Annotated in this window: 18 protein-coding genes and 1 riboswitch; of the genes, 14 read left to right on the forward strand and 4 right to left on the reverse strand. The window is 74.0% G+C overall.

Going from position 1 to position 21,167, the window contains the following annotated elements:
- Window positions 1-54: 54 nt before the first annotated feature.
- Window positions 55-1,389 (reverse strand): PLP-dependent aminotransferase family protein, encoded by a 1,335-nt coding sequence (locus ACH34S_RS23085; RefSeq protein WP_395954833.1) that lies wholly within the window; start codon window positions 1,387-1,389, stop codon window positions 55-57.
- A 95-nt stretch (window positions 1,390-1,484) separates the two neighbouring features.
- On the opposite strand from ACH34S_RS23085, the gene ACH34S_RS23090 reads away from it, so the two are divergent.
- Complete coding sequence (locus ACH34S_RS23090) at window positions 1,485-2,123, forward strand: LysE family translocator (protein ID WP_395954834.1); 639 nt, start codon at window positions 1,485-1,487, stop codon at window positions 2,121-2,123.
- A 41-nt stretch (window positions 2,124-2,164) separates the two neighbouring features.
- On the opposite strand, the gene ACH34S_RS23095 is transcribed toward ACH34S_RS23090, so the two are convergent.
- A complete protein-coding gene (locus ACH34S_RS23095) occupies window positions 2,165-4,324 on the reverse strand; it encodes an MMPL family transporter (protein WP_395954835.1) in 2,160 nt (719 codons plus the stop codon).
- Between the two features lie 155 nt (window positions 4,325-4,479).
- On the opposite strand from ACH34S_RS23095, the gene ACH34S_RS23100 reads away from it, so the two are divergent.
- From ACH34S_RS23100 to ACH34S_RS23140, 9 genes are all read left to right on the forward strand, one after another.
- Window positions 4,480-5,172 carry a response regulator transcription factor gene (locus ACH34S_RS23100; RefSeq protein ID WP_395954836.1) on the forward strand — a complete coding sequence of 231 codons (693 nt, stop codon included), beginning with the start codon at window positions 4,480-4,482 and terminating at the stop codon, window positions 5,170-5,172.
- Entirely contained in the window at window positions 5,172-6,659 is a 1,488-nt protein-coding gene (locus ACH34S_RS23105) for a sensor histidine kinase (protein ID WP_395954837.1), read from the forward strand. The genes ACH34S_RS23100 and ACH34S_RS23105 overlap by 1 nt, the downstream gene beginning before the upstream one ends.
- A 7-nt stretch (window positions 6,660-6,666) precedes the next feature.
- A complete protein-coding gene (locus ACH34S_RS23110; RefSeq protein ID WP_395954838.1) occupies window positions 6,667-7,545 on the forward strand; it encodes a DUF881 domain-containing protein in 879 nt (292 codons plus the stop codon).
- A 46-nt stretch (window positions 7,546-7,591) separates the two neighbouring features.
- Window positions 7,592-7,924: a small basic family protein gene (locus ACH34S_RS23115; RefSeq protein WP_132172509.1), complete on the forward strand. Its 333-nt coding sequence runs from the start codon at window positions 7,592-7,594 to the stop codon at window positions 7,922-7,924.
- Window positions 7,921-8,631 carry a DUF881 domain-containing protein gene (locus tag ACH34S_RS23120; protein ID WP_395954839.1) on the forward strand — a complete coding sequence of 237 codons (711 nt, stop codon included), beginning with the start codon at window positions 7,921-7,923 and terminating at the stop codon, window positions 8,629-8,631. Before ACH34S_RS23115 ends, ACH34S_RS23120 begins: the two co-directional genes overlap by 4 nt.
- 307 nt (window positions 8,632-8,938) lie before the next feature.
- Entirely contained in the window at window positions 8,939-9,469 is a 531-nt protein-coding gene (locus ACH34S_RS23125; RefSeq protein WP_132172513.1) for an FHA domain-containing protein, read from the forward strand.
- 37 nt (window positions 9,470-9,506) lie between these two features.
- On the forward strand, window positions 9,507-10,238 hold the full coding sequence (locus tag ACH34S_RS23130; RefSeq protein ID WP_395954840.1) for a MerR family transcriptional regulator: 732 nt from the start codon (window positions 9,507-9,509) through the stop codon (window positions 10,236-10,238).
- A 142-nt stretch (window positions 10,239-10,380) separates the two neighbouring features.
- Window positions 10,381-10,851, forward strand: a complete 471-nt coding sequence (locus tag ACH34S_RS23135) for a bifunctional nuclease family protein (protein WP_067886188.1) — start codon at window positions 10,381-10,383, stop codon at window positions 10,849-10,851.
- 468 nt (window positions 10,852-11,319) lie between these two features.
- Window positions 11,320-11,922, forward strand: coding sequence for a MerR family transcriptional regulator (locus ACH34S_RS23140; protein ID WP_395954841.1), 603 nt, complete (start codon window positions 11,320-11,322; stop codon window positions 11,920-11,922).
- 16 nt (window positions 11,923-11,938) lie between these two features.
- On the opposite strand, the gene ACH34S_RS23145 is transcribed toward ACH34S_RS23140, so the two are convergent.
- Window positions 11,939-14,416: a YbhN family protein gene (locus ACH34S_RS23145; protein ID WP_395954842.1), complete on the reverse strand. Its 2,478-nt coding sequence runs from the start codon at window positions 14,414-14,416 to the stop codon at window positions 11,939-11,941.
- A gap of 316 nt (window positions 14,417-14,732) precedes the next feature.
- Window positions 14,733-14,827, forward strand: a riboswitch (glycine riboswitch).
- 172 nt (window positions 14,828-14,999) lie between these two features.
- Here ACH34S_RS23145 and gcvP point away from each other — a divergent pair.
- From gcvP to ACH34S_RS23160, 3 genes are all read left to right on the forward strand, one after another.
- Window positions 15,000-17,879: an aminomethyl-transferring glycine dehydrogenase gene (gene gcvP / locus ACH34S_RS23150; RefSeq protein ID WP_395954843.1), complete on the forward strand. Its 2,880-nt coding sequence runs from the start codon at window positions 15,000-15,002 to the stop codon at window positions 17,877-17,879.
- 97 nt (window positions 17,880-17,976) lie between these two features.
- Window positions 17,977-19,089 (forward strand): tetratricopeptide repeat protein, encoded by a 1,113-nt coding sequence (locus ACH34S_RS23155; protein ID WP_395954844.1) that lies wholly within the window; start codon window positions 17,977-17,979, stop codon window positions 19,087-19,089.
- 53 nt (window positions 19,090-19,142) lie between these two features.
- Window positions 19,143-19,817: an alpha/beta family hydrolase gene (locus tag ACH34S_RS23160; protein WP_395954845.1), complete on the forward strand. Its 675-nt coding sequence runs from the start codon at window positions 19,143-19,145 to the stop codon at window positions 19,815-19,817.
- Window positions 19,818-19,939: 122 nt separating this feature from the next.
- On the opposite strand, the gene ACH34S_RS23165 is transcribed toward ACH34S_RS23160, so the two are convergent.
- Complete coding sequence (locus ACH34S_RS23165) at window positions 19,940-20,143, reverse strand: DUF5999 family protein (protein WP_117402622.1); 204 nt, start codon at window positions 20,141-20,143, stop codon at window positions 19,940-19,942.
- A gap of 276 nt (window positions 20,144-20,419) precedes the next feature.
- Between ACH34S_RS23165 and ACH34S_RS23170 the strand changes: the two genes are divergently transcribed.
- Complete coding sequence (locus tag ACH34S_RS23170) at window positions 20,420-21,148, forward strand: (Fe-S)-binding protein (RefSeq protein ID WP_395954846.1); 729 nt, start codon at window positions 20,420-20,422, stop codon at window positions 21,146-21,148.
- The last annotated feature ends 19 nt before the right edge of the window (window positions 21,149-21,167 follow it).

The following is a 21,167-nucleotide window of genomic DNA, read 5'->3' on the forward strand; positions in this document are numbered from 1 at the left end:
AGCGTCGAGCGGAGCTCGTCCGTTGATTGGTGGTGGGTGGGGGCTGGAGGACGGTTACTCGACCGGGGTGTCCTCGGGCGATCCGGCCGCGATCCCGGCGAGGACGTCGAGGGCCCGCGCGAGCGTCTCCAGCGGCGGCGACGCGAGGCCGACGCGGACGGCGCGGGGCGCGGCGGCCGTTCCGGCGGCGAAGGCGGCGGCGGGCGTGACGGCGATCCCGTGCCGCGCCGCCGCGGCCACGAACGTGTCGGCGCGCCACGGGGAAGGCAGCTCCCACCAGCGGAAATAGGCGGCCGGGCCCTTGCCGGCACCGGGCAGGCGGTCGGCGGCGATGCGGCTGCGGGACGTGGCGTCCGCGCGCTTGGCGCGGGTCACCGCCGCGACGGTGCCGTCGGCGATCCAGCCGGACGCCGCCGCGAGCGCGAACCCGGCCGGCGCCCACGCGCCCGAGCGCAGGGCGGCGGCGACCCGCCCGGCCGGCGCGGGCGGCGGGACGGCGAACCCGACGCTCAGGCCCGGCGCGAGGCGCTTGGAGAGGCTGTCGACGACGATCGTCCGGCGCGCGGCGTAGGACGCCAGCGGCGCGGGACCGTCCTCGCAGAGGAACGCCCACACGCGGTCCTCGATGGCGTAGAGGCCGAGCCGTTCCAGGGTCTCGGCCAGCTCGGCGCGGCGCCCCTCCGGCATCGTCGTCCCGTACGGGTTGTGCAGCGTGGGCTGGAGGTACACGGCGCCGAGCGGGGCGGCGCGGTGGGCTTCGGCCAGAGCCTCCGGGCTCAGCCCGTGCTCGTCGGAGGCGACCGGGACGAGCGTCACGCCGAGCCGCGCCGCGATGCCCTTGATCACCGGATAGGTCAGCGCCTCGACCGCGAGCCGCCCGCCCGGCGGCACGAGCGCGGCCACGGCGCCCGCGATCGCCTGCCGCCCGTTCCCCGCGAACAGGACGCCGGACGGCTCGGGCCGCCACCCGGGCGCGGCGAGCAGCTCCGCCGCCGCCTCGCGGGCCGCGGCCGTCCCCGCGACGCCGGCCGGCCCGAGCGCCGCCCCGAGGACGTCGGGGCGCAGCAGCCGCTCCATCCCGGCCGCGAGCAGCGGAGACTGCTCGGGCACCACGGGATAGGAGAGCTCCAGGTCGACGCGCGCGCCGGTGGGCTCGGCCAGCGCCGGGACGGACGGGCGCTCCGCCGCCCGGACGAACGTCCCGCGGCCCACCTCGCCGACCACCAGGCCGCGCCGCCCCAGCTCCCGGTACACGCGGCTCGCCGTCGAGGCGGCGATGCCGCGCTCGCGCGCGAAGGCCCGCTGCGGCGGCAGCCGGTCGCCGGGACGGAGCCGCCCGGCCGCGATATCGGCGGCCACCTCGTCCGCGACCCGCCGGTAGTCCTCCATCGCACCGCCTTCTATTGCACCGAGATCAATTACATTATTGCACTGAGATTACTCGGGCATCTAGCATCGGAGCACATCGAGATGTCAGGAGTGCAATGATCTCGTCCAGCGCCATGGCGGCCATCGCGATCTTCGCGCTCGGGCTCGTGCTCACCCCCGGCCCCAACATGATCTACCTGGTGTCGCGGTCGGTGACGCAGGGCCGCCGCGCCGGGATGATCTCGCTCGCCGGGGTCGCCGCCGGGTTCCTCGTCTACGTCACCGCCGTGACCGCGGGCATCGCCACCGTGTTCGCGCTCGTCCCGGAGATCTACACCGCGATCAAGGTCGCGGGCGCGGCGTACCTGCTGTGGCTCGCGTGGCAGGCGGTGCGGCCGGGCGGCACCACGCCGTTCGCCGTGAAGGACCTGCCCGCCGACCCGCCGCGCCGCCTGTTCGCCATGGGCCTGGTCACCAACCTGCTCAACCCGAAGATCGCGATCCTGTACGTGTCGCTGCTGCCGCAGTTCGCCGATCCGGAGCGCGGGAACGTCGGCGTCCAGATCATGCTCCTCAGCCTCACCCAGATCACCATCGCGCTCACCGTCAACGCCCTCATCGTGCTCGGCGCCGGCGGCATCGCGGTGTTCCTGGCCCGGCGGCCCGGCTGGCAGCGGGCCCAGCGCTACCTGATGGGCACGGCGCTCGGCGGGATCGCCGTCCAGCTCGGGCTCACCCGCACCGCCGCCCACTGACCGCCGCCCCCGGGGGCGGCCAGTGGGCGGCACCGGGGAGGTCAGACGGGGATCGGGACGCGCTCCTCGGCCTTGCGCTCCGGAAGCGGCGAGGGCCGGACGCGCAGCACCCGGGCCGCCCACACCGGCAGCCACCAGTTCCACCGCCCGAACAGCGACACCGCGGCGGGGACGAGCAGCGCCCGCACCACGGTCGCGTCCAGCAGGATGCCGAGCCCGAGCCCGGTCGCGAAGATCTTCACCTCGACGATCGGCGCGGCGGCGAGCGAGGCGAACGCCAGGAACAGGATCAGCGCCGCGCTGGTCACCAGCCGTCCCGTCCGGCCGAGGCCCTCGACGACGGCGGTCTCGGTGGAGCCGGTCCGGTCGTACTCCTCCCTGAGCCGGGCCAGGATGAACACCTCGTAGTCCATCGACAGCCCGTACAGGAACGCGAACACCATCGCCGGGACGAACGCGGCGATCGAGCCGGTCGCGGAGATGCCCCAGAACAGGTCGCTGCCGTGGCCCTGCTGCCACACCAGCACGATCGCGCCGAGGACGGCGGCCAGCGACAGCAGGTTCAGCAGCACCGCCTTCAGCGCCAGCAGCAGCGACCGGAACGCGCGGGCCAGCAGGACGAACGTCAGCAGGCAGATGAGCCCCAGCATGTACGGGAACGTCCCGTAGACCTTGTTCGCGAAGTCGATGTCGTTCGCGGTCTCGCCGCCGACCTGCGCGCCCGGCGGCACCGCCTCCCGGACGGCCTTGACGACGTCCTTGCCCGCGTCCGTCCCGCCCTCCTCGACGGGCACGACGGTGATCAGCGCGGACCCGTCCCGCCGCCACATGCCGCCGTCCGGCGCCGCGACCGTGTGCACGCCCCGCAGCCCCCGGAGCTCGGACGCGGCCGCCGCGGGATCCGCGCCCGGCGGCAGCAGCACGTCCACCGGCGTGAGCACACCGGTCGGCACCCCGGCCCCACGCAACTCTGCCAAGCCCTCATAGGCCGCGCCCGACTTGGCCAAGGCGCCACTGTGCGGCTCGCCGAGGTTCATCCCCAGCGCGGCGAACGCGAGCCCGCCGAGGATGGCCAGCGCCGCCAGCGCCGCCGGGATCCGGAACCGGACGATCCGCCGCGCCCACGCCGTCCACGCCCGTCCCGCGCGCGACCCGTCGCCGCGCCCCGGCGGCGCGATCCGGTCGAGCGCCGGCCCGATCGTGACGAGGACGACCGGCAGCAGCGTCAGCGTCGCCAGCGCGCTCACCCCCGGGATGATCACCCCGCCGTAGGCGACGCTGCGCAGGAACTCGACCGGCATCACCAGCATGGCGATGAGCCCGATCGCGACGGCGGCGGCGCTGAACACCACCGCGTGCCCGGCCGTGGCCATCGCGCGCCGGGTCGCCTCGTCCGCCGACAGGCCGCGCGCCCGCTCCTCCCGCCACCGGGTCACCAGCAGCAGCGAGTAGTCGACGGCGACACCGAGCCCGATCAGCGCCACGACGAACTGCACCATGAAGTTCACGTCGGTGACGCCCGTGATCCCGTACACGAGCAGGAACGAGGTGAGGATCGACACGGTCGCGATCACCAGCGGCACGACCGCCAGCACCGACCCGAACACGAACGCGAGCACGACCAGCGCCCCGAGCCCGCCGATGAGCGTCTCGGTGAGGACGCTCGGCCCCTCGTTGCCCGCCTCGTCCGCCAGCCCGTCCATGCTCGTCACGCGCACCTCCGCCCCCGCGGGCAGGTGCGGCCGCATCGCCTCCGCGAGCGGCCCGGCCGGTTCGGGCCCGTCGTCGATCTCACTCGCCCCGGGCTCGACGTGCGGGTAGACGAGCCCGTAGACGACCCGGCCGCCGTCGGCGGTGAAGCGGACGTCGCCGGTGGTCCCGTACGACACGACGCGGGCGCCGAGCCGCTCACCGCCCGCCGCGAACGCCTTCGTCAGCCGGTCGCGGACGCCGGGCGAGTCCGCGGTCGTCCCGGCGGGCAGCGTGACGACCGGGACCTCGGGCTTCTCTTCACCGCCCGTCCCGTAAGCGCGGAGGATCGCCGCGTTGGCGTCCCGCGCCGCCGAGCCGGGCGGCGCGAAGTCCTCGGTGAGCCGGTCGGGCACCTGCATGACGGCGAAGGCGCCGGCGCACGCGGCGGCCAGCCACACCAGGCCGACCAGCAGCCGGTGCCGGAGCACGAAATCGGAGAATCTGTCCATGCGCACAACTGCAGCGGCCCGCTCTTCCGGCGCCGTGTGAACGCCCTTGGGGATCCCTGTGAAAGCGGCCCCGAACCGGTCTCACAGCGATCTCCAAGACCTCCCACAGAGCGCCCGCAGTGCGCCCGGCCGCGGCCACCCGCGAGACTGGCCCCGTGACGCCCACCAAGATCCTCGTCGTGGACGACGAGGCCTACCTCGCCGACCTCGTCGCGACCGCGCTGCGCTACGAGGGCTTCGAGACGGCCGTGGCCGGTTCGGGCGCGGAGGCGCTGGCGAGCATCCCGCGCTTCGGCCCCGACCTGATCGTCCTGGACGTGATGCTCCCGGACGGCTCGGGCCTGGACGCCTGCGCCCGGCTCCGCCGCGACGGCTGCCAGGCCCCCGTGGTGTTCCTCACCGCCCGCGACGCCACCGAGGACAAGATCAAGGGCCTGACGGTCGGCGGCGACGACTACGTCACCAAGCCGTTCAGCCTGGAGGAGCTGATCGCCCGGATCCGCGCCGTGCTGCGCCGCACCCGGCCCGCCGGGCGCGACCGGGCCCGGCTGTCGTTCGCCGACCTGGAACTCGACGAGGACACCTACGAGGTGCGGCGCGGCGGCGTCCTGATCGACCTCACCCCCACCGAGTTCAAGCTGCTGCGCTACCTGCTCCTCAACTCCGGGCGGGTGCTGACCAAGCGGCAGATCCTCGACCACGTCTGGCAGTACGACTTCGGCGGCGGCGACGGCGTCGTCCAGACCTACGTCAGCTACCTGCGCCGCAAGCTCGACGACCGCGACCCGCGCCTGATCCACACCGTCCCGCGCGTCGGGTACATCCTCCGCATGCCCCGGGAGGGCTGATGTCGCTGCGCAGGCGCATCGTGCTGACCCAGCTCGCGTTGCTGGCGCTCGGCCTGCTGATCGCCGGCGCGTCGAGCTTCGCCGCGCTGAACGACTGGAAGAACAACAGCGAGCACAAGCGGATGAGCGCCGTCGGGCGCGAGGCCGCCGCGCTGTTCGCCGAGAGCGGCGCCGGCGGCTCGTGGTCGCGGCTCTCGGCGGCGACCTCCGACCTGGACCGGCTGTGGCGCGCGGCGGGCGACGGCGGCGGGCTGCCGCTGTTCCTCCAGGTCCGCCGCGCCGACGGCACCGTGGCCGAGACCGTCTCGTTCGTCGGCGAGCCGCCCCTCCCGGACGATCTGCGCCCCGGCAAGGCGACCGGCGACAACCCCGACGGGGAGCGCTACGTCCGCACGGAGGCCGCCCCCCGCCCGGGCAAGGGCGAGGACGACGGCCTGTTCGGGCGCGAGGGGCCCGACTGGCTGGTCCGCACCGCCTGGGTCCCCGGCGGGCGGCACTACCTCGTCACGGCCATGCGCACCACCGAGCAGGACGAGTTCTTCGGCCGCACCCTCGGCACCCAGATCAGCGTCACGCTCGTGGTGCTCGTCGGCGTCGGGCTGCTGGTGTGGCGGGCCGTCCGCCGCGCGACCCGCCCGCTGGAGGAGATCGCCGCGACCGCCGCCCGGATCGGCGACGGCGACCTCGGCCGCCGGCTCGCCGTGCACGGCCCGAAGACCGAGGTGGGACGGCTCGCCGAGGCGCTGAACGGCATGCTCGCGCAGATCGAGGCGTCCTTCAGGGAACGGGAGGCGTCCCGGGACCGTTTGCGCCGCTTCGTCGCCGACGCCTCCCACGAGCTGCGCACCCCGGTCGCGACCGTCCGCGGCTACGCCGAGCTGTTCCGCCGCGGCGCCGCCGACCGGCCCGAGGACCTCGCCAAGGCGATGCGCCGCATCGAGTCGGAGGCCGAGCGGATGGGCCGCCTCGTCGACGAGATGCTGCTGCTCGCCCGGCTCGACCAGGGCCGCCCGCTGGAGCGCGAGCCGGTCGACCTGGCCGCCCTCGCCGCCGACGCGGTCGCCGACGCCGTCGTCGTCGAGCCGGACCGCCCCCTCACCCTGGAGGCGGACGGCCCGGTCGTCGTCACCGGCGACGCCGGGCGGCTCCGCCAGGTCCTGGACAACCTGCTGGCGAACGTCCGGCGCCACACGCCCGCCGGGACGGCCGCGACCGTCCGCGTGGCCGAACGCGGCGGGGAGGCGGTCCTGGAGGTCGCCGACGAAGGCCCGGGGATCCCGGCGGGGGACCGCGCCCGCGTGTTCGAGCGCTTCTTCCGGGCCGACCAGTCCAGATCCCGCGACCGCGGCGGCTCCGGCCTCGGCCTGTCGATCGTCACGGCCGTCGCCGAGGCCCACGGCGGCCGCGCCTCCGTCGCCGACGCCCCGGGCGGTGGCGCGGCGTTCACCGTCGCGCTACCGAGCCGAAACTCCGCGTCCTTGCCATGATGGGCCGGTGATCGCTCCACGAGAGGACGGCGACGACCCGCCCGGCGGGCGGCGCCCCGACGCGTCCATGTCGCTCCTCGCCGACCTGTTCAGCGGCAAACTCCTCGATCACGGCTACGCCGAGGCCGCGGCCCGGCGCGCCGCGGCCGGCGAGCCGGGCCCGCCGCGGGGGCGGCTGCGCGGCGGCGGCGTCCTGCTCGTCCTCGTCCTCGCCGGGACGCTGATCGCCGTCGCCGGGGCGGAGGTCCGGCGCGGCCGGCCGGTGGCCGCCGAGGAACGCTCCCGGCTCGTGCACGAGATCAACGCCCGCACCGCCGAGACCGACGGCCTCCAGCGCCGCCTCGACCGGCTCCGGGACGAGACCGAACGCCGCCGCGCCGCCGCGCTCGCCCGCAGCGAGGACGGCCGCCGCGCCCGGAGGGACCTCGCCATCGCCGCCGCGGCCGCCGCGGCGGAGCCCGCCACGGGCGAGGCGCTGGTCGTCACCCTGGACGACGCGCCCGGCGAGGGCCCGGAAGGGCAACCGGCCGACGCCGGCGGCCGGGTCTATGATCAGGACCTCCAGGTCCTGGTGAACGGGCTCTGGGCGGCGGGCGCCGCGGCCATCGGCGTCAACGGGCAGCGGCTCACCCCGGCGACGGCGATCCGCGCCGCCGGCGAGGCGATCCTGGTCGACTACCGGCCGCTCGGCCGCCCCTACGAGGTGACGGCGCTCGGCGACCCCGGCCGCCTCCGGGACGCGTTCTCCGGCTCCGCCGCCGACCGGCGGCTGCGGGCCCTGACCGAACGCTTCAAGATCAGATACGACACGCGCCGCGCATCCGGCGTGCGCCTGCCCGCTGCGGGCGCCGTCCGGCTGCGCTACGCCCGCGAGGCGGGCCGGTGAGCGGGGGAGAGGGCGGACCGGTGGGCGGGGAACAGGAGACCCGACGTTGATCGCGCTGATCGGGCTGGTGATCGGCGTGGCGCTGGGCCTGCTGCTCCAGCCGGACGTCCCGCTCTGGCTGGAGCCGTACCTGCCGATCGCGATCGTCGCCGCGCTCGACGCCATGTTCGGCGGGATCAGGGCCCGGCTGGAGGGCATCTTCGACGAGAAGGTGTTCGTGGTCTCGTTCGTCAGCAACACCGTCATCGCCGCGCTGATCGTCTTCCTCGGTGACAAGCTCGGCGTCGGCTCGCAGCTGTCGACCGGCGTCGTGGTCGTCCTCGGCATCCGGATCTTCTCCAACGCGGCGGGCATCCGGCGGAAGCTGTTCGGCGCATGAGCGGCGACGAGCGCGAGAGCGAGCAGCCCGCGGGCCTGCGCGGCCTCCTCGACTTGTTGAGACCGCGAGTCAGCATGGGCCAGCTGATCGGCGGGCTCCTCTGCCTGGTCCTCGGATTCGCGGTCGTCGCGCAGATCCAATCGAACGAGCGCGACACCACCTTCGCCACCGCCCGTCAGGACGAGCTCGTCGGGGTCCTGTCCGATCTGGGCCAGCGATCCGCGCGCCTGCGCGGCGACCTGCGCGACCTGGAGGACACCAAGGCACAGCTGGAACGGGACGCCGAGGGAGGAACCGCACTCGAGGAAGCGCGCAAGCGGGCGACCACCTATGGCCTCCTGGCGGGCACCGTCCCGGCCGAGGGCCCCGGCATCGAACTGCTGATCACCGATCCGCGCCGCGGCGTCCGGGCGATCAACCTCCTGGACGCGCTGCAGGAGCTCCGCGACGCCGGCGCCGAAGTCGTGCAGGTCAACGACGTGCGCGCCGGGGTCGACACCTACTTTCTCGACGACCGCGACGGCGTCCGGGCCGACGGGCGGCCCCTCGCCCCGCCGTACCGGTTCCTCGCCATCGGCGACCCCCACACCATGACGACCGCGCTGAACATCCCTGGTGGGGTGGTCAAAACGCTCCAGGGAGCGGGCGCCGAGGTCTCGATCACCCCACGCGCGAAAATCACCGTCGACGCGATACGGTCTCCCTAGGGGAATCGGGGAAGCGGTAAACCGGACGCCGGGCTCGGGCGTCGCGATCGGGGACGTCCGCGCGGCGGCGTAGACCTGCGATCATGGCGAATGTAGTTTGGACCAGCCGGCTCACCGTTCCAGTTGACCCCTCGGGTAATACCCGCGTAAGTTGCGGCGACCGTCCCGTAAGCGGCCGGTGGGTTGGACCGTGGTCGGGGCGGGTCCCCGGCGTGGGTTGGTTGAAGGATGCGCGTGGCGCAGGCGGCTCCCGTTCCGGCGGGACGCGCGCGGGCGGCACGCCGATGGTAGGAGGCCGAGCCGATCGATGCCGAGCGTCTACTGCACGCAGTGCGGTCACGCCAACCCGGATGATGCCCGCTTCTGCTCGAACTGCGGAACTCCGCTGACCCGGAGCCCGCTGCCTCCCCGGGAATCGCCCGGCGAGTCCACCTCGACGATCTCCATCGGCGGTTTCGAGGCGCTGGACACCGACGCGGGCGCCGAGGAGCCCTCGCTCGGACCCGACCAGATGGCCATGGAGGCGCTGCCCCCGGGCACCGCTCTCCTCGTCGTCAAGCGGGGTCCGAACGCCGGCAGCCGCTTCCTGCTCGACAAGGACCGCACCTCCGCGGGCCGGCACCCCTCGAGCGACATCTTCCTCGACGATGTCACCGTGTCCCGCCGGCACGCCGAGTTCGCCCGCCAGGGCACCGCGTTCTCCGTCCGCGACGTCGGCAGCCTCAACGGCACCTACGTCAACCGGCAGCGGATCGACCAGGCCGGCCTGTCGGGCGGCGACGAGGTCCAGATCGGCAAGTTCCGGCTGGTGTTCCTGATCAACCCGGCGCACGGCTGACCGGGGAGCAGGAGGCCGCGGCGACGATGGAGGGGCCATGAACGCGCAGCCAGCCCGGTCCCTGATGACGATCGGGGACGTCCTCGGACTGCTCAGGCCCGAGTTCCCCGACATCACCATCTCCAAGATCAGGTTCCTGGAGTCCGAGGGCCTGGTCGAACCGGAGCGCAGCCCGTCCGGCTACCGCAAGTTCGGCGACGCCGACGTGGAGCGGCTCCGCTTCGTCCTCACCGCGCAGCGCGATCACTATCTGCCGCTGCGCGTCATCAGGCAGCACCTCCAGGCCCGCGACCGCGGCGAGAACGTCCCGCCCCTCGACCCCGCCGCGGGACCGGCGGCCGCCCCCGAGCCGCGCCGCCCCCGCACGCTCGTCGCCGCCGACACCACCGCCGAAGACCCCGCCGTCCGCCTCACCCGCCGCCAGCTCCTCGACGGCGCCGGGATCGACGAGGCCCTCCTCGCCCGCCTGGAGGAGTACGGCCTCGTCCGCCGCGCCGGCACCCACTACGAGGGCGACGCGCTCAACATCGCGCGCGTCGCGGCCGCGCTCGGCGAGTTCGGCTTCGAGGTCCGGCACCTGCGCGCCGTCAAGGCCGCCGCCGACCGCCAGGTCGGCCTGATCGAGCAGATGGTCGCCCCGCAGCTGCGCCGCCGCAGCACCGGCGCCCACGAGCAGGCGGCCGAAACCGCCAGGGAGATCGCGGCCCTGTCGGTCAAGCTGCACACCGCGCTGGTCGCCGCCGGCCTGAACGAAAGCCTCGACCGCTGATCATGCGCCTCGCGGAGGATTTTGCCGAACGCGCGGCATCACGAGCTGTCCGGGGCGGGGTGTACGTTGGCTACAGGGTTCGGTCACGAATCGATCCGCTGCACGTGGTGATCGAGATAGCGAGAACCAGCAGGGAGCCGCAGTGAAGCAGATGGAGGTCGTCGGCGTCCGGGTCGAGATGCCCTCCAATCAGCCCATCGTCCTGTTGAAGGAGACGGAGGGCGACCGCTACCTGCCCATCTGGATCGGGGCGGTCGAAGCGACCGCGATCGCCTTCGCCCAGCAGGGGGTCCTGCCCGCCCGCCCCCTCACCCACGACCTGTTCCGCGACGTCCTGGACGCCCTCAGCGTCCAGCTCCGCACCGTCAACATCACCGCGCTCCGCGAAGGCATCTTCTTCGCCGACCTCGTCTTCTCCAACGGCGTGGAGGTCAGCGCCCGCCCGTCGGACTCCATCGCCCTGGCCCTCCGCACCGGCGCCACGATCTTCGCCAGCGAGGACGTCCTGGAAGAGGCCGGCGTAGCCATCCCCGACGAGCAAGAAGACGAAGTAGAGAAGTTCCGGGAGTTCCTGGACACCATCTCCCCGGAAGACTTCGGCCGCGCAGGTTGACGGCGAGCCTGCCGGGAACGGGCTCCCCAGCGGGTTAGCCTGGGATAACGCGCGAGCAGTGGGTTTGTTGCCCCGGTTCCTGGGGATTCATGAAGATGTGCTTGATCGCCTGCCGGAGGGTCATGCGCAACAACCTCAGCCACCACCGCAAACCCGCGACGACCTGGGGCGTTGCGATCGCGTCCGAAGGCAGGTTTCGAGCTTGCGAGAAACCTGATCGCGCAGCGAGCCGCCCGGCGAGACGGAGCGATGCAGCGATCGCGCGCGTTTCTCGACGATGGAGGCCCGCCAGGGCCGAAGGAGGAGAGAAATGCAGGTAAAAGGGCTTCATCCGGGCATGCGACGCGCCGACGATGAACGTTGACCCCACCCTGACCGGCACCTACCGTGCTGGTGGAACACCCGTGGTGTAATTCGTCAAACCCCCTTGACGAAGCGCCACGGGATGATTTGGAGCCGGAGGTCCGCGTGGCGGTGAGCAGCGGCGAGGGCAAGGCGACCCCCGAGAGGCATATGGCGTCCCAGCGCGCCGGGGAGCAGGGTCTGCTCTTCGACACGCGGGTGTCGGCGCCACCGGAGGATGTCGGATACCGCGGCCCGACGGCCTGCGCCGCGGCGGGGATCACCTACCGGCAGCTCGACTACTGGGCCCGGACGAAGCTGGTGGAGCCGAGCGTCCGGTCGGCCCACGGATCGGGAAGCCAGCGGCTGTACAGCTTCCGCGACATCCTCGTGCTGAAGGTCGTGAAGCGGCTGCTCGACACCGGGGTGTCGCTGCAGCAGATCCGCACGGCCGTCACCCATCTACGGGATCGCGGCGTCCAGGATCTGGCGCAGATCACGCTGATGAGCGACGGGGTCAGCGTGTACGAGTGCACCTCGGCGGACGAGGTCGTCGATCTTCTGCAGGGCGGGCAGGGTGTGTTCGGCATCGCGCTCGGACGGGTGTGGCAGGAGGTCGAGGGCAGTCTCGCGGAGCTTCCCGGTGAGCGCGCCGCGTCCGACGACGACCCCTCCGAGCATCCGCACGACGAGCTGGCCAACCGGCGCCGCGCGCGCCGCACCGGCTGACCGGCGCAGCGGCCTGCTACAGCGCTTCCTTGCGCTGCAGGTAGGTGAACGCTCCCCAGCCGGGCAGGACGGGCAGCCAGAGGGTGAGCAGCCGGTAGAGCAGGACCGCGGACGTCGCCGTCTCCGCGGTGAGCCCGGAGATCGTCAACGCGAGCGTGAGGGCGCCTTCGACGGCGCCGAGCCCGCCGGGTGTCGGCGCGGCCGATCCGAGCGCGTTGGCGGTGAGGAAGACCACGACGACCGACGTCAGCGGCAGCGACCCGCCGAACGCGCGGATCGAGGCGTCCAGGCACAGCACGAACGCCACCGTCAGCAGCAGGGTGCCGCCCATCCCCGTGGACAGCTTCTTCGGGGACTGCAGGACGTCCACCAGGCGGGGCACCACGCCGGAGAACATGCTCTTCAGCCGGGTCGTGACCTCCCGCCGCACGCGCGGCACGGTCAGCGCGAGGCCCGCGAGCAGCCCCAGCGACAGCACCGCGATCACGACCGCCCGGGACGGCGCCAGGTCCTGCGTCGCCTTCGACGTCGACCCGGTGAGGAACCCGAAGAGGATCAGCAGCAGGATGTGCGTGACCAGCCCCACCAGCTGCGACGCGCCGACGCTCGCGACCGCCGGGCCCGGCCGCACCCCGGAGCGCTGCAGGTAACGGGTGTTCACGGCGACGCCGCCGACGGCCGCCGGCGCGACCAGCTTCACGAACGACGCGGCCAGCTGCGCCAGGACCGTGCGCCCCAGCGGCAGCCGCTCCGGGACGAATCCCATCAGCATCAGCGCCGCAGCGACGTAGCTGAGCGCCGCGGCGCCGAGCGCGACCAGGACCCACTCCCAGCTCGCGGTGGCCGTCATCGTCCCGATGTCGAGGCTCGCGACCTGCGGGATGACGATGTACGCGGCGATCGACAGCGCCACGATGCTGAAGATCGTCCGGGGCCGGAAGCGTTCGAGCCTGGCGGGCGCGACCTCCGTCTCGGGCTTCAGCCGGACGATCTGCTCCCGGATGCGGGTCAGCAGGTCCCGGTCGTGCCGCAGCGCCGTCCGGGTCGTCCGGGACAGCGCCACCCGCTGCAGCAGCGGCACGGCGGCGGCGAGGGCCTCCTCGCCGAGCACGGCCGCCGCGGTCCGGACGGCGCGTTCGGGGCCCGTCCGCAGCGCCAGCGTCGTGAGGGCCTGCGCCAGGTCGAGCCGCAGCGCCAGGTCGCCCGCCGCGATCTCCCCGGCCCGCAGGTCGGTGATGTAGGCGCTGCCGTCCTCCCCGACCAGGACCGCGCCGTCCAGCAGCCTCCGGTGCGCCAGCCGCCCCTCCTGGAGGGCGCGGAACTGCCGCCACACGTCCGTGAGGAGCTCGTCGGTGATCTCGTCGTCGTCGAGGTCGGCGAGCCGCCGGCCCGGCACGTGCTCGTAGGCGAGCAGGGCGGCCTCGGTGCCGACCTCCGACGTCCCGATGAGGCGCGGGGTCCGGACGCCCGCCGCGTCCACCGCGTACGCCATCAGCGACTCCTGCTCCAGCGACCGGCGCAGCGACCGCAGCGCCCGCCCGGTCGTCGTGGCGCGCAGCCGCAGCAGCCGCCACACCCGGTACAGCAGGCCCGCCGTCTGCTGGTCGCGGTCGAGGACGTGCAGCTCAAGGTCCCAGTCGCCGTGCGCGCCGCGTCCCACCGGGAGCCGCGCGCCGCGCGCCTCCCTGGGACGGGGCGCGAGGACGACGCCGTACCGGCGGGTCTCCTCGGCGCCGCCGGCGGGGTCGTCCAGCCGCGCGGCGCGCTCCGGGCGCAGGCCGAGCCGTTCGAGCGCCGCCACCACCGCCCGGCCCGGCGGGCGCGGGTTCGGGGTGCCGACGACGTAGAGGGTGCCGTGGCCGATGGCGCGTCCGAGGAGGTAGGTGGCGGCGAGCGCGGCGACGGAGGCGTAGGACGCGGTGAGGCCGGTCAGCGCCGCCAGCCCGATCATCGTCCAGGTCGCGGCCTGCCAGCGGGCGCGGCCCGCCATCCCGACCGCGCTGACGAACGCGATCACCGGCGCGATGTCGGTGTGCACCGGCGCGGTCTCCGTGCCGCCCCAGATCAGCGAGTCCAGGACGCCGCCGGGCGCGCCCCGCACCACCAGGTCGTCCAGCCCGACCGTGAGCCCGAAGGTGATCATGGCGGCGAGCAGCGCGATCGCGACGCGCATCCCGTCCTTGTGGAACAGCCGCTCGATCCCGAACGCGATCGGGACGGCCAGCACGCCGAAGCTGGACACCAGCGTCGCCAGCGACAGCAGCAGCCGCGGCGCGTGCGCGGCGCCCTCGGCGATGTCGGTGTGCAGGCCGTGCGTGGTCTCCTGGGCGATCGAGACCAGCAGCATCACCGCCGCGAGCCCGGCGACCGACGCCGCGAACCGGATCGCGTCGGCCGGGCGGCGGATCCGGTCGGGCTGGGCGGGCTCGTCGACGGGCACACCGGCTCCCGTGCCCTGCCGCGCGGGCACCGTCTCGTCGTGGGTCGGCGTCACGCCGTTCCGCCACCCTGACCGTCCACCATCGCGATCAGCGTCCCAGAACCGGCGGCGCGCCGTCGACCTGCGCCCTCCGGGGCGTCCCTTGTTCACCCCGCAGCCACCGTCCTCCAACCCCCGCCCACCGCCATCCAACGGACGATCTCCGCTCGACACTCCCGCCCGTCCGCGTCGCCTGAGGTCCGTTCCGTCCCAGGTGGGACTGCACATCGTACTGGCAGGTACGGCCACCGCCCCGGGCGGAGGGGCCCGGCGGGACCCGAGGCGATCGCGGCAACCGATCTTTGGGTAGGGTTTGTCCAGGACATGCCGTCGACCCTGTGCGGGAGAGATCCCACGCCGCCAGCGTGGGGCGCCGAAGGGGCAACCTCCCCGGAACCTCTCAGGCAAAAGGACCGCTCGGGCGAGGCACCTCTGGAAAGCAGGCGTCGTTTCCCGCTGTGCGGGAAGGCGGCTCACCGAAGGGGAAACCCCGCGGCGCGGGTGAAGCTCTCAGGTGCCCATGACAGAGGGGGAGACGCCGCCCGGCCCGCGCGCCGGGCGGTGCACCTGAGCGACCGCAGCAGCCAGGAGGCTCTCCATGACCGCCCAGTTCTTCGCCCCCGTGGCCGCGCCGCAGCACCCGCGGGCCGCGTTCGCCGACCGGCACATCGGCCCGTCGCCCGACGACCAGGCGCGGATGCTCGCCGCCATCGGCTACGCGGGCGTCGAGGCGCTGATCGACGACGCCGTCCCCGCCGCGATCCGCACGTCCCGCCCGCTGGACCTGCCGCCCGCGCTGAGCGAGTCCGCCGCGCTGGACCGGCTCCGCGAGCTCGCCGCCCGCAACACCGTCCGCACCTCCATGATCGGCCTCGGCTACCACGGCACGATCACCCCGGGCGTGATCATGCGGAACGTCCTGGAGAACCCCGGCTGGTACACCGCCTACACCCCCTACCAGCCGGAGATCTCCCAGGGGCGCCTCGAGGCGCTGCTGAACTTCCAGACGGCCGTCAGCGACCTCACCGGGCTGGCGGTCGCGAACGCGTCCATGCTGGACGAGGCGACCGCCGCCGCCGAGGCCATGGCCCTCGCGCACCGCGTCAGCAAGCGGAAGGAACCTGGCACGTTCCTTGTCGACGCGGACGTCCTGCCGCAGACGATCGAGGTCGTCCGGACGCGGGCCGTCCCGCTCGGCATCGACGTCGTCGTCGCAGACCTGTCCGGCGGGCTGCCCGAGGGCGACGTCTTCGGCGTCCTGCTGCAGTACCCGGGCGCGTCGGGCGCCGTCCGCGACCTGGAGCCCGTCATCGCGCAGGCGCACGAGCGGGGCGCGCAGGCGGTCGTCGCCGCCGACCTGCTCGCGCTGACGCTGCTGCGCCCGCCCGCCGAGTCCGGCGCCGACATCGCCGTGGGCTCCGCGCAGCGGTTCGGCGTCCCGTTCGGGTTCGGCGGCCCGCACGCCGGCTACATGGCGGTCCGCGAGGGCATCCAGCGGCAGCTTCCCGGACGCCTCGTCGGCGTCTCCGTCGACGCCGACGGCGCCCCCGCGCACCGGCTGGCGCTGCAGACCCGCGAGCAGCACATCCGGCGCGAGAAGGCCACCAGCAACATCTGCACCGCGCAGGTGCTCCTCGCCGTCATGGCGAGCATGTACGCGGTCTACCACGGGCCCGAGGGGCTCGCCGCGATCGCGCAGCGGGCGCACCGCCGCGCCGCCGAGATCGCCGCCGGGCTGCGCGCGAGCGGCGTGGAGGTCGTGCACGGCGCGTTCTTCGACACCGTCCTGGCCCGGGTGCCCGGACGCGCCGCCCAGGTGGTGGACGCGGCCCTGGAACGCGGCATCAACCTGCGTCCCGTCGACGCCGACCACGTCGGCATCGCCTGCGACGAGACGACCCTTCCCGCGCACGTCACCGCCGTCCTGGAGGCGTTCGGCGCCGCCTCGCCCGCCGAGCCCGCCGAGGTGACCGAGGCGATCCCGGAGACGCTGCGCCGCGAGAGCCCCTACCTGACCCACCCCGTCTTCCAGGCGCACCGCTCCGAGACCGCGATGCTGCGCTACCTGCGCAGGCTCCAGGACAAGGACGTCGCGCTGGACCGCTCGATGATCCCGCTCGGTTCCTGCACGATGAAGCTGAACGCGACCGCCGAGATGGAGCCGATCACCTGGCCGGAGTTCGCGAACATCCACCCGTTCGCGCCGGTCGACCAGGCCGCCGGGTACGTCGAGCTGATCGGCGAGCTGGAGAGCGCGCTCGCCGAGATCACCGGGTACGCGAAGGTGTCGGTCCAGCCGAACGCGGGCTCGCAGGGCGAGCTGGCCGGGCTGCTCGCGATCCGCGGCTACCACGCCTCCCGCGGGGAGGAGCACCGGGACGTGTGCCTGATCCCCTCGTCGGCGCACGGCACCAACGCCGCCAGCGCCGTCATGGCCGGGATGCGCGTCGTCGTGGTGAAGTGCGACGACGGCGGCAACGTCGACCTCGACGACCTGCACGCCAAGATCGGCAAGCACGGTGCGCGGCTCGCCGCGATCATGGTGACGTACCCGTCCACGCACGGCGTCTTCGAGGAGACGATCACCGACGTGTGCGCGGCCGTGCACGACGCGGGCGGGCAGGTCTACGTCGACGGCGCCAACCTCAACGCCCTCGTCGGCCTGGCCCGTCCCGGCGAGTTCGGCTCGGACGTCTCGCACCTCAACCTGCACAAGACGTTCTGCATCCCGCACGGCGGCGGCGGGCCCGGCGTCGGCCCGATCGGCGTCCGCGAGCACCTCGCCCCGTTCCTGCCGAACCACCCGCTGCGCGCCGAGGCCGGCCCGGAGAGCGGCGTAGGGCCGATCTCCGCCGCCCCGTGGGGCTCGGCGGGCATCCTGCCGATCTCGTGGGCCTACATCGCGATGATGGGCCCGGACGGCCTGACCGCCGCCACCGAGGGCGCGATCGTCGCCGCGAACTACCTCGCGACCCGCCTCGCCCCGCACTACCCGATCCTCTACACCGGCCGCAACGGCCTCGTCGCGCACGAGTGCATCGCCGACCTCCGCAAGATCACCAAGGAGACCGGGATCACCGCCGAGGACGTCGCCAAGCGCCTCATCGACTACGGCTTCCACGCCCCGACGCTGTCCTTCCCCGTCGCCGGGACCCTGATGATCGAGCCGACCGAGTCCGAGGACCTCGCCGAGCTCGACCGCTTCTGCGACGCCATGATCGAGATCCGCCGGGAGATCCAGCGGGTCGCCGACGGCGGCTACGACCGCGAGGACAACCCGCTCAAGCACGCCCCGCACACCGCCGCGTGCCTGATCTCCGACGACTGGAAGCACGCCTACACCCGCGACGAGGCCGCCTACCCCGTCCCGGCCCTCCGCGAGGACAAGTACTGGCCGCCCGTCCGCCGCATCGACCAGGCCTACGGCGACCGCAACCTCCTGTGCTCCTGCCCGCCCCCGGAGGCCTTCGAGGACTGACCGGCCTTCGGGATCGATCGAACGGCGGCGTCGCGAGACGCGGGCCCGGCGGCTCGCTAGGCTCTCTGCGGACCCCCGACCCAGAGGGCAGAGACTGATGAGTCCCGTGACCGACGACCCGGTCCAGATGTGCGAGCAGGCGCGGAGTCTCGCGGAGAACGGTGAGGCCGGGCGCGCGGCGCTGCTGTTCGAGAAGGTGCTGGAGCTCGGCGAGACGGCCTGCCGGGCGCAGGCCGCGCTCGGGCTGGCGGTCGTCCTCGACGACGCCGGGGAGGTCGAGCGGGCGCGGGACGCCGACCGGGCGGCGATCGCCACCGGCGACCCCGAGTACGGTCCGCGCGCCGCCTACCATCTGGCGCTCACGCACGAGCGGGCCGGCGAGTACGCCGACGCGGCGCCCGCGTGGCGGACGGTGGTCGACTTCGGCAACCCGGCCTACCTGCCGCCCGCCCATCTCGCGCTCGCCCGCATCGCCGACGACGCCGGCGAGTTCGACGAGGCGCGCGGCCACTGGGAGGCGGTGCTCGCGACGGGCGACGCCGAGTACGGGCCGCCCGCCGCGCACGACCTCGCGCAGCGGCATCTGGAGCGCGGCGAGCCCGTGCGGGCGCAGCGGGTCCTGGCCGCCGGGCTCAAGCTGATCGACCGCGGCACGGCCCCGTACGCGTACGCGCGGCTCGCCGTCGCGCTCGGCATCGCCTACCTCGACCAGGCGATCGGGTCGTTCGGCGCGGCGCTGGGGGAGGAGCCGTCCGACCCGGAGGTCGGGCCGCTCGCCACCGAGCTGCTGGCGCGGACGCTGCCGCTGCGCGGGCGGGCCGGCGAGGCGGCGGAGGTGTGGCGGCGCGGACTGTCGGACCCGGCGAACGCGGGCCAGGTCCGGGCGCGGCTCCGCCGCGACTTCGGCGGCGACGAGGACGACGCCGACCCCGCCGACCTGTGGTGGGAGCCGGTCGTCGAGCAGGCCGTGTCGGACGGGACGCTCCCCGCCCTCGCTGGAGAGGCGTTCGGCGCCCTCGACCACATGTACGCGCTGCTGGCCGTCCGGCACGGCGACACGCCGGAGGACGGTCGGGCCGGAGACGCCCGCGAGGCGCTGGGCAAGGCGGTGCAGGTGCCCGGCGACTACCCGTGGGGCCCGCTGCTGCAGGAGAGCTTCGCCGAGCGGCTCCGCCTCGCCCTCGGCCCCTCCGACCGGCCCGACCGCTAGCCGGCGGCGTCCCCGCCGCGATGATCGTTTCGGCGGCGGGCTACGGTGGGCGGATGGAGGTCGTGACGGCGCACGGACCGGCCCGGGTGGCGCTGGACGAGGTCGGCGACCCGGCGTTCCTGCTGGTTCTGACGCACGGCTCGAACGGGAGCGTCGACGCGCCCGACCTGCTGGCCGTCCGGGAGACCGCGCTCGGGCTCGGCGGCGCGGTGGCGCGGGTGACGCAGCCGTTCCGGCTCGCGGGCCGCCGCGCACCCGGCCCGATGGCGAAGCAGGACGAGGCGTGGCTGGAGATCGTCGGCCTGCTGCGGGACAAGGCCGGGACCGGTGTCCCGCTCGTGCAGGGCGGCCGGAGCAACGGCGCCAGGGTGGCGTGCCGGACGGCGACGGCCGCGGGGGCGGTGGGCGTCCTCGCGCTGGCGTTCCCGCTTCACCCGCCCGGGAAGCCGGAGAAGACGCGGGTGGACGAGCTGCGTTCCGCGGGCGTGGAGGTTCTCGTCGTCAACGGCGACCGTGACCCGTTCGGCGTGCCGGAGAAGGCGGACGCGGCGAAGGTGACGGTGCTGGCGGGGGAGCGCCACGATCTCAACCGGGATCCCGCCGCGGTCGGGAGGGCGGCGGAGCCGTGGCTACGGAGATGGGCGGGATTGCAGGGCGGAGCGAAACCGCGCGGCGGGGTGGGGGTGCGGGGTCGGGCGGCCCGCGCGGTGCGGACGGGCGGCCCGTGACGGTTCCGGTGGCGGTCCGGGCGGTGAATGTTCCGGGCCCGGTACGGGCCCGGACGGAGCGGGCAGGTGGCCGTGCCCCCGAGGATGATCACCCGTTTGAACTAGTCCCCCGTGGACGTCGTTCAGGCGGCGGACGGAGCCAGCGGATCCGTCGGCCGGTGCGGTGCGATGATTCCCCCGTCGGGCAGCAGCTCACCGGTGTCCTCGAACAGCACGACACCGTTGCACAGCAGGCTCCACCCCTGCTCGGGGTGTGAGGCCAGCGTACGGGCGGCGTCGCGGTCGGGTGCGTCGTGCGAGGGACAGGGCGGCTGGTGCGGGCACATGTCGTGCCTCCGGTCTCAACTACGGGTCGGTTGTGGAGCTTTCCTTTAATGACGCCTCTCAGTGTGGAACGGTTCGCCCGAACCGGCCATAGTCCGTTGGGGCGGTTGTCCGTTGGTACCCGAGTACCGGCGGATGTGACCCGTCTCACCCGGAGGTGCCGGTTCCAGCGTTCCTTCCGCGCGCGAACGGACGGCGAACGACACGCCGTCAGCGCGTGAAACCCCTACGATGTTCGGCGGGAACGGGCTTTGCGAGGCGTGGGGGGAGTGAGGCCGGTGCGGGTCGCCCTGTCCGTGGCCTGCTTCGACGACGCGCTGTTCCCGGGCACCGGGAGGGCCGTGACCGTCCTGCTGGAACGGCTCGGGCACGAGGTCTCCTACCCGGCCGGGCAGACGTGCTGCGGCCAGATCCACTGGACGACCGGCTACCACCGCGAGGCCGCCGACCTGGCCCGCGCCTACACCGCGGCGTTCGAGGGCTGCGAGATCGTGATCGCGCCGTCGGCGTCGTGCGCGGCGACCGTCCGCGACGGCTACCCGCGGATCGCGCGCACGGCCCGCGACCCCGGCCTCGCCCGCGCCGCCGAGGGCCTCGCCGTCTACGAGTTGACGGAGTTCCTGGTGGACGTCCTGGGCGTCACCGACGTCGGCGCCTATTTCCCGCACCGGGTCACCTACCACCCGTCCTGCCAGTCCGCGCGGACGCTCGGCGTCGCCGACCGGCCGCTCCGGCTGCTGCGCGCCGTCAAGGGCATCGACCTGGTCGAACTGCCCGCGGCGGGGGAGTGCTGCGGGTTCGGCGGCGCGTTCGCGATGAAGAACGCCGACGTGTCGGTCGCGATGGTCGCCGACAAGGTGCGCCACATCCGCGGCACCGGCGCCGACGTGGTCTGCGCGGTCGACAACTCCTGCCTGGCGCACATCGGCGGCGCGCTGTCGCGGCTGCGCGGCGGCGTCCGGACCATGCACCTGGCCGAGATCCTCGCCGAGACGGGACCGGCATGACGGGCTCCTCCCAGGAGAC

Origin of the sequence: Actinomadura sp. 3N508 (assembly GCF_044326375.1) — a bacterium.
In the GTDB taxonomy this organism is placed as follows: Bacteria; Actinomycetota; Actinomycetes; order Streptosporangiales; family Streptosporangiaceae; genus Spirillospora.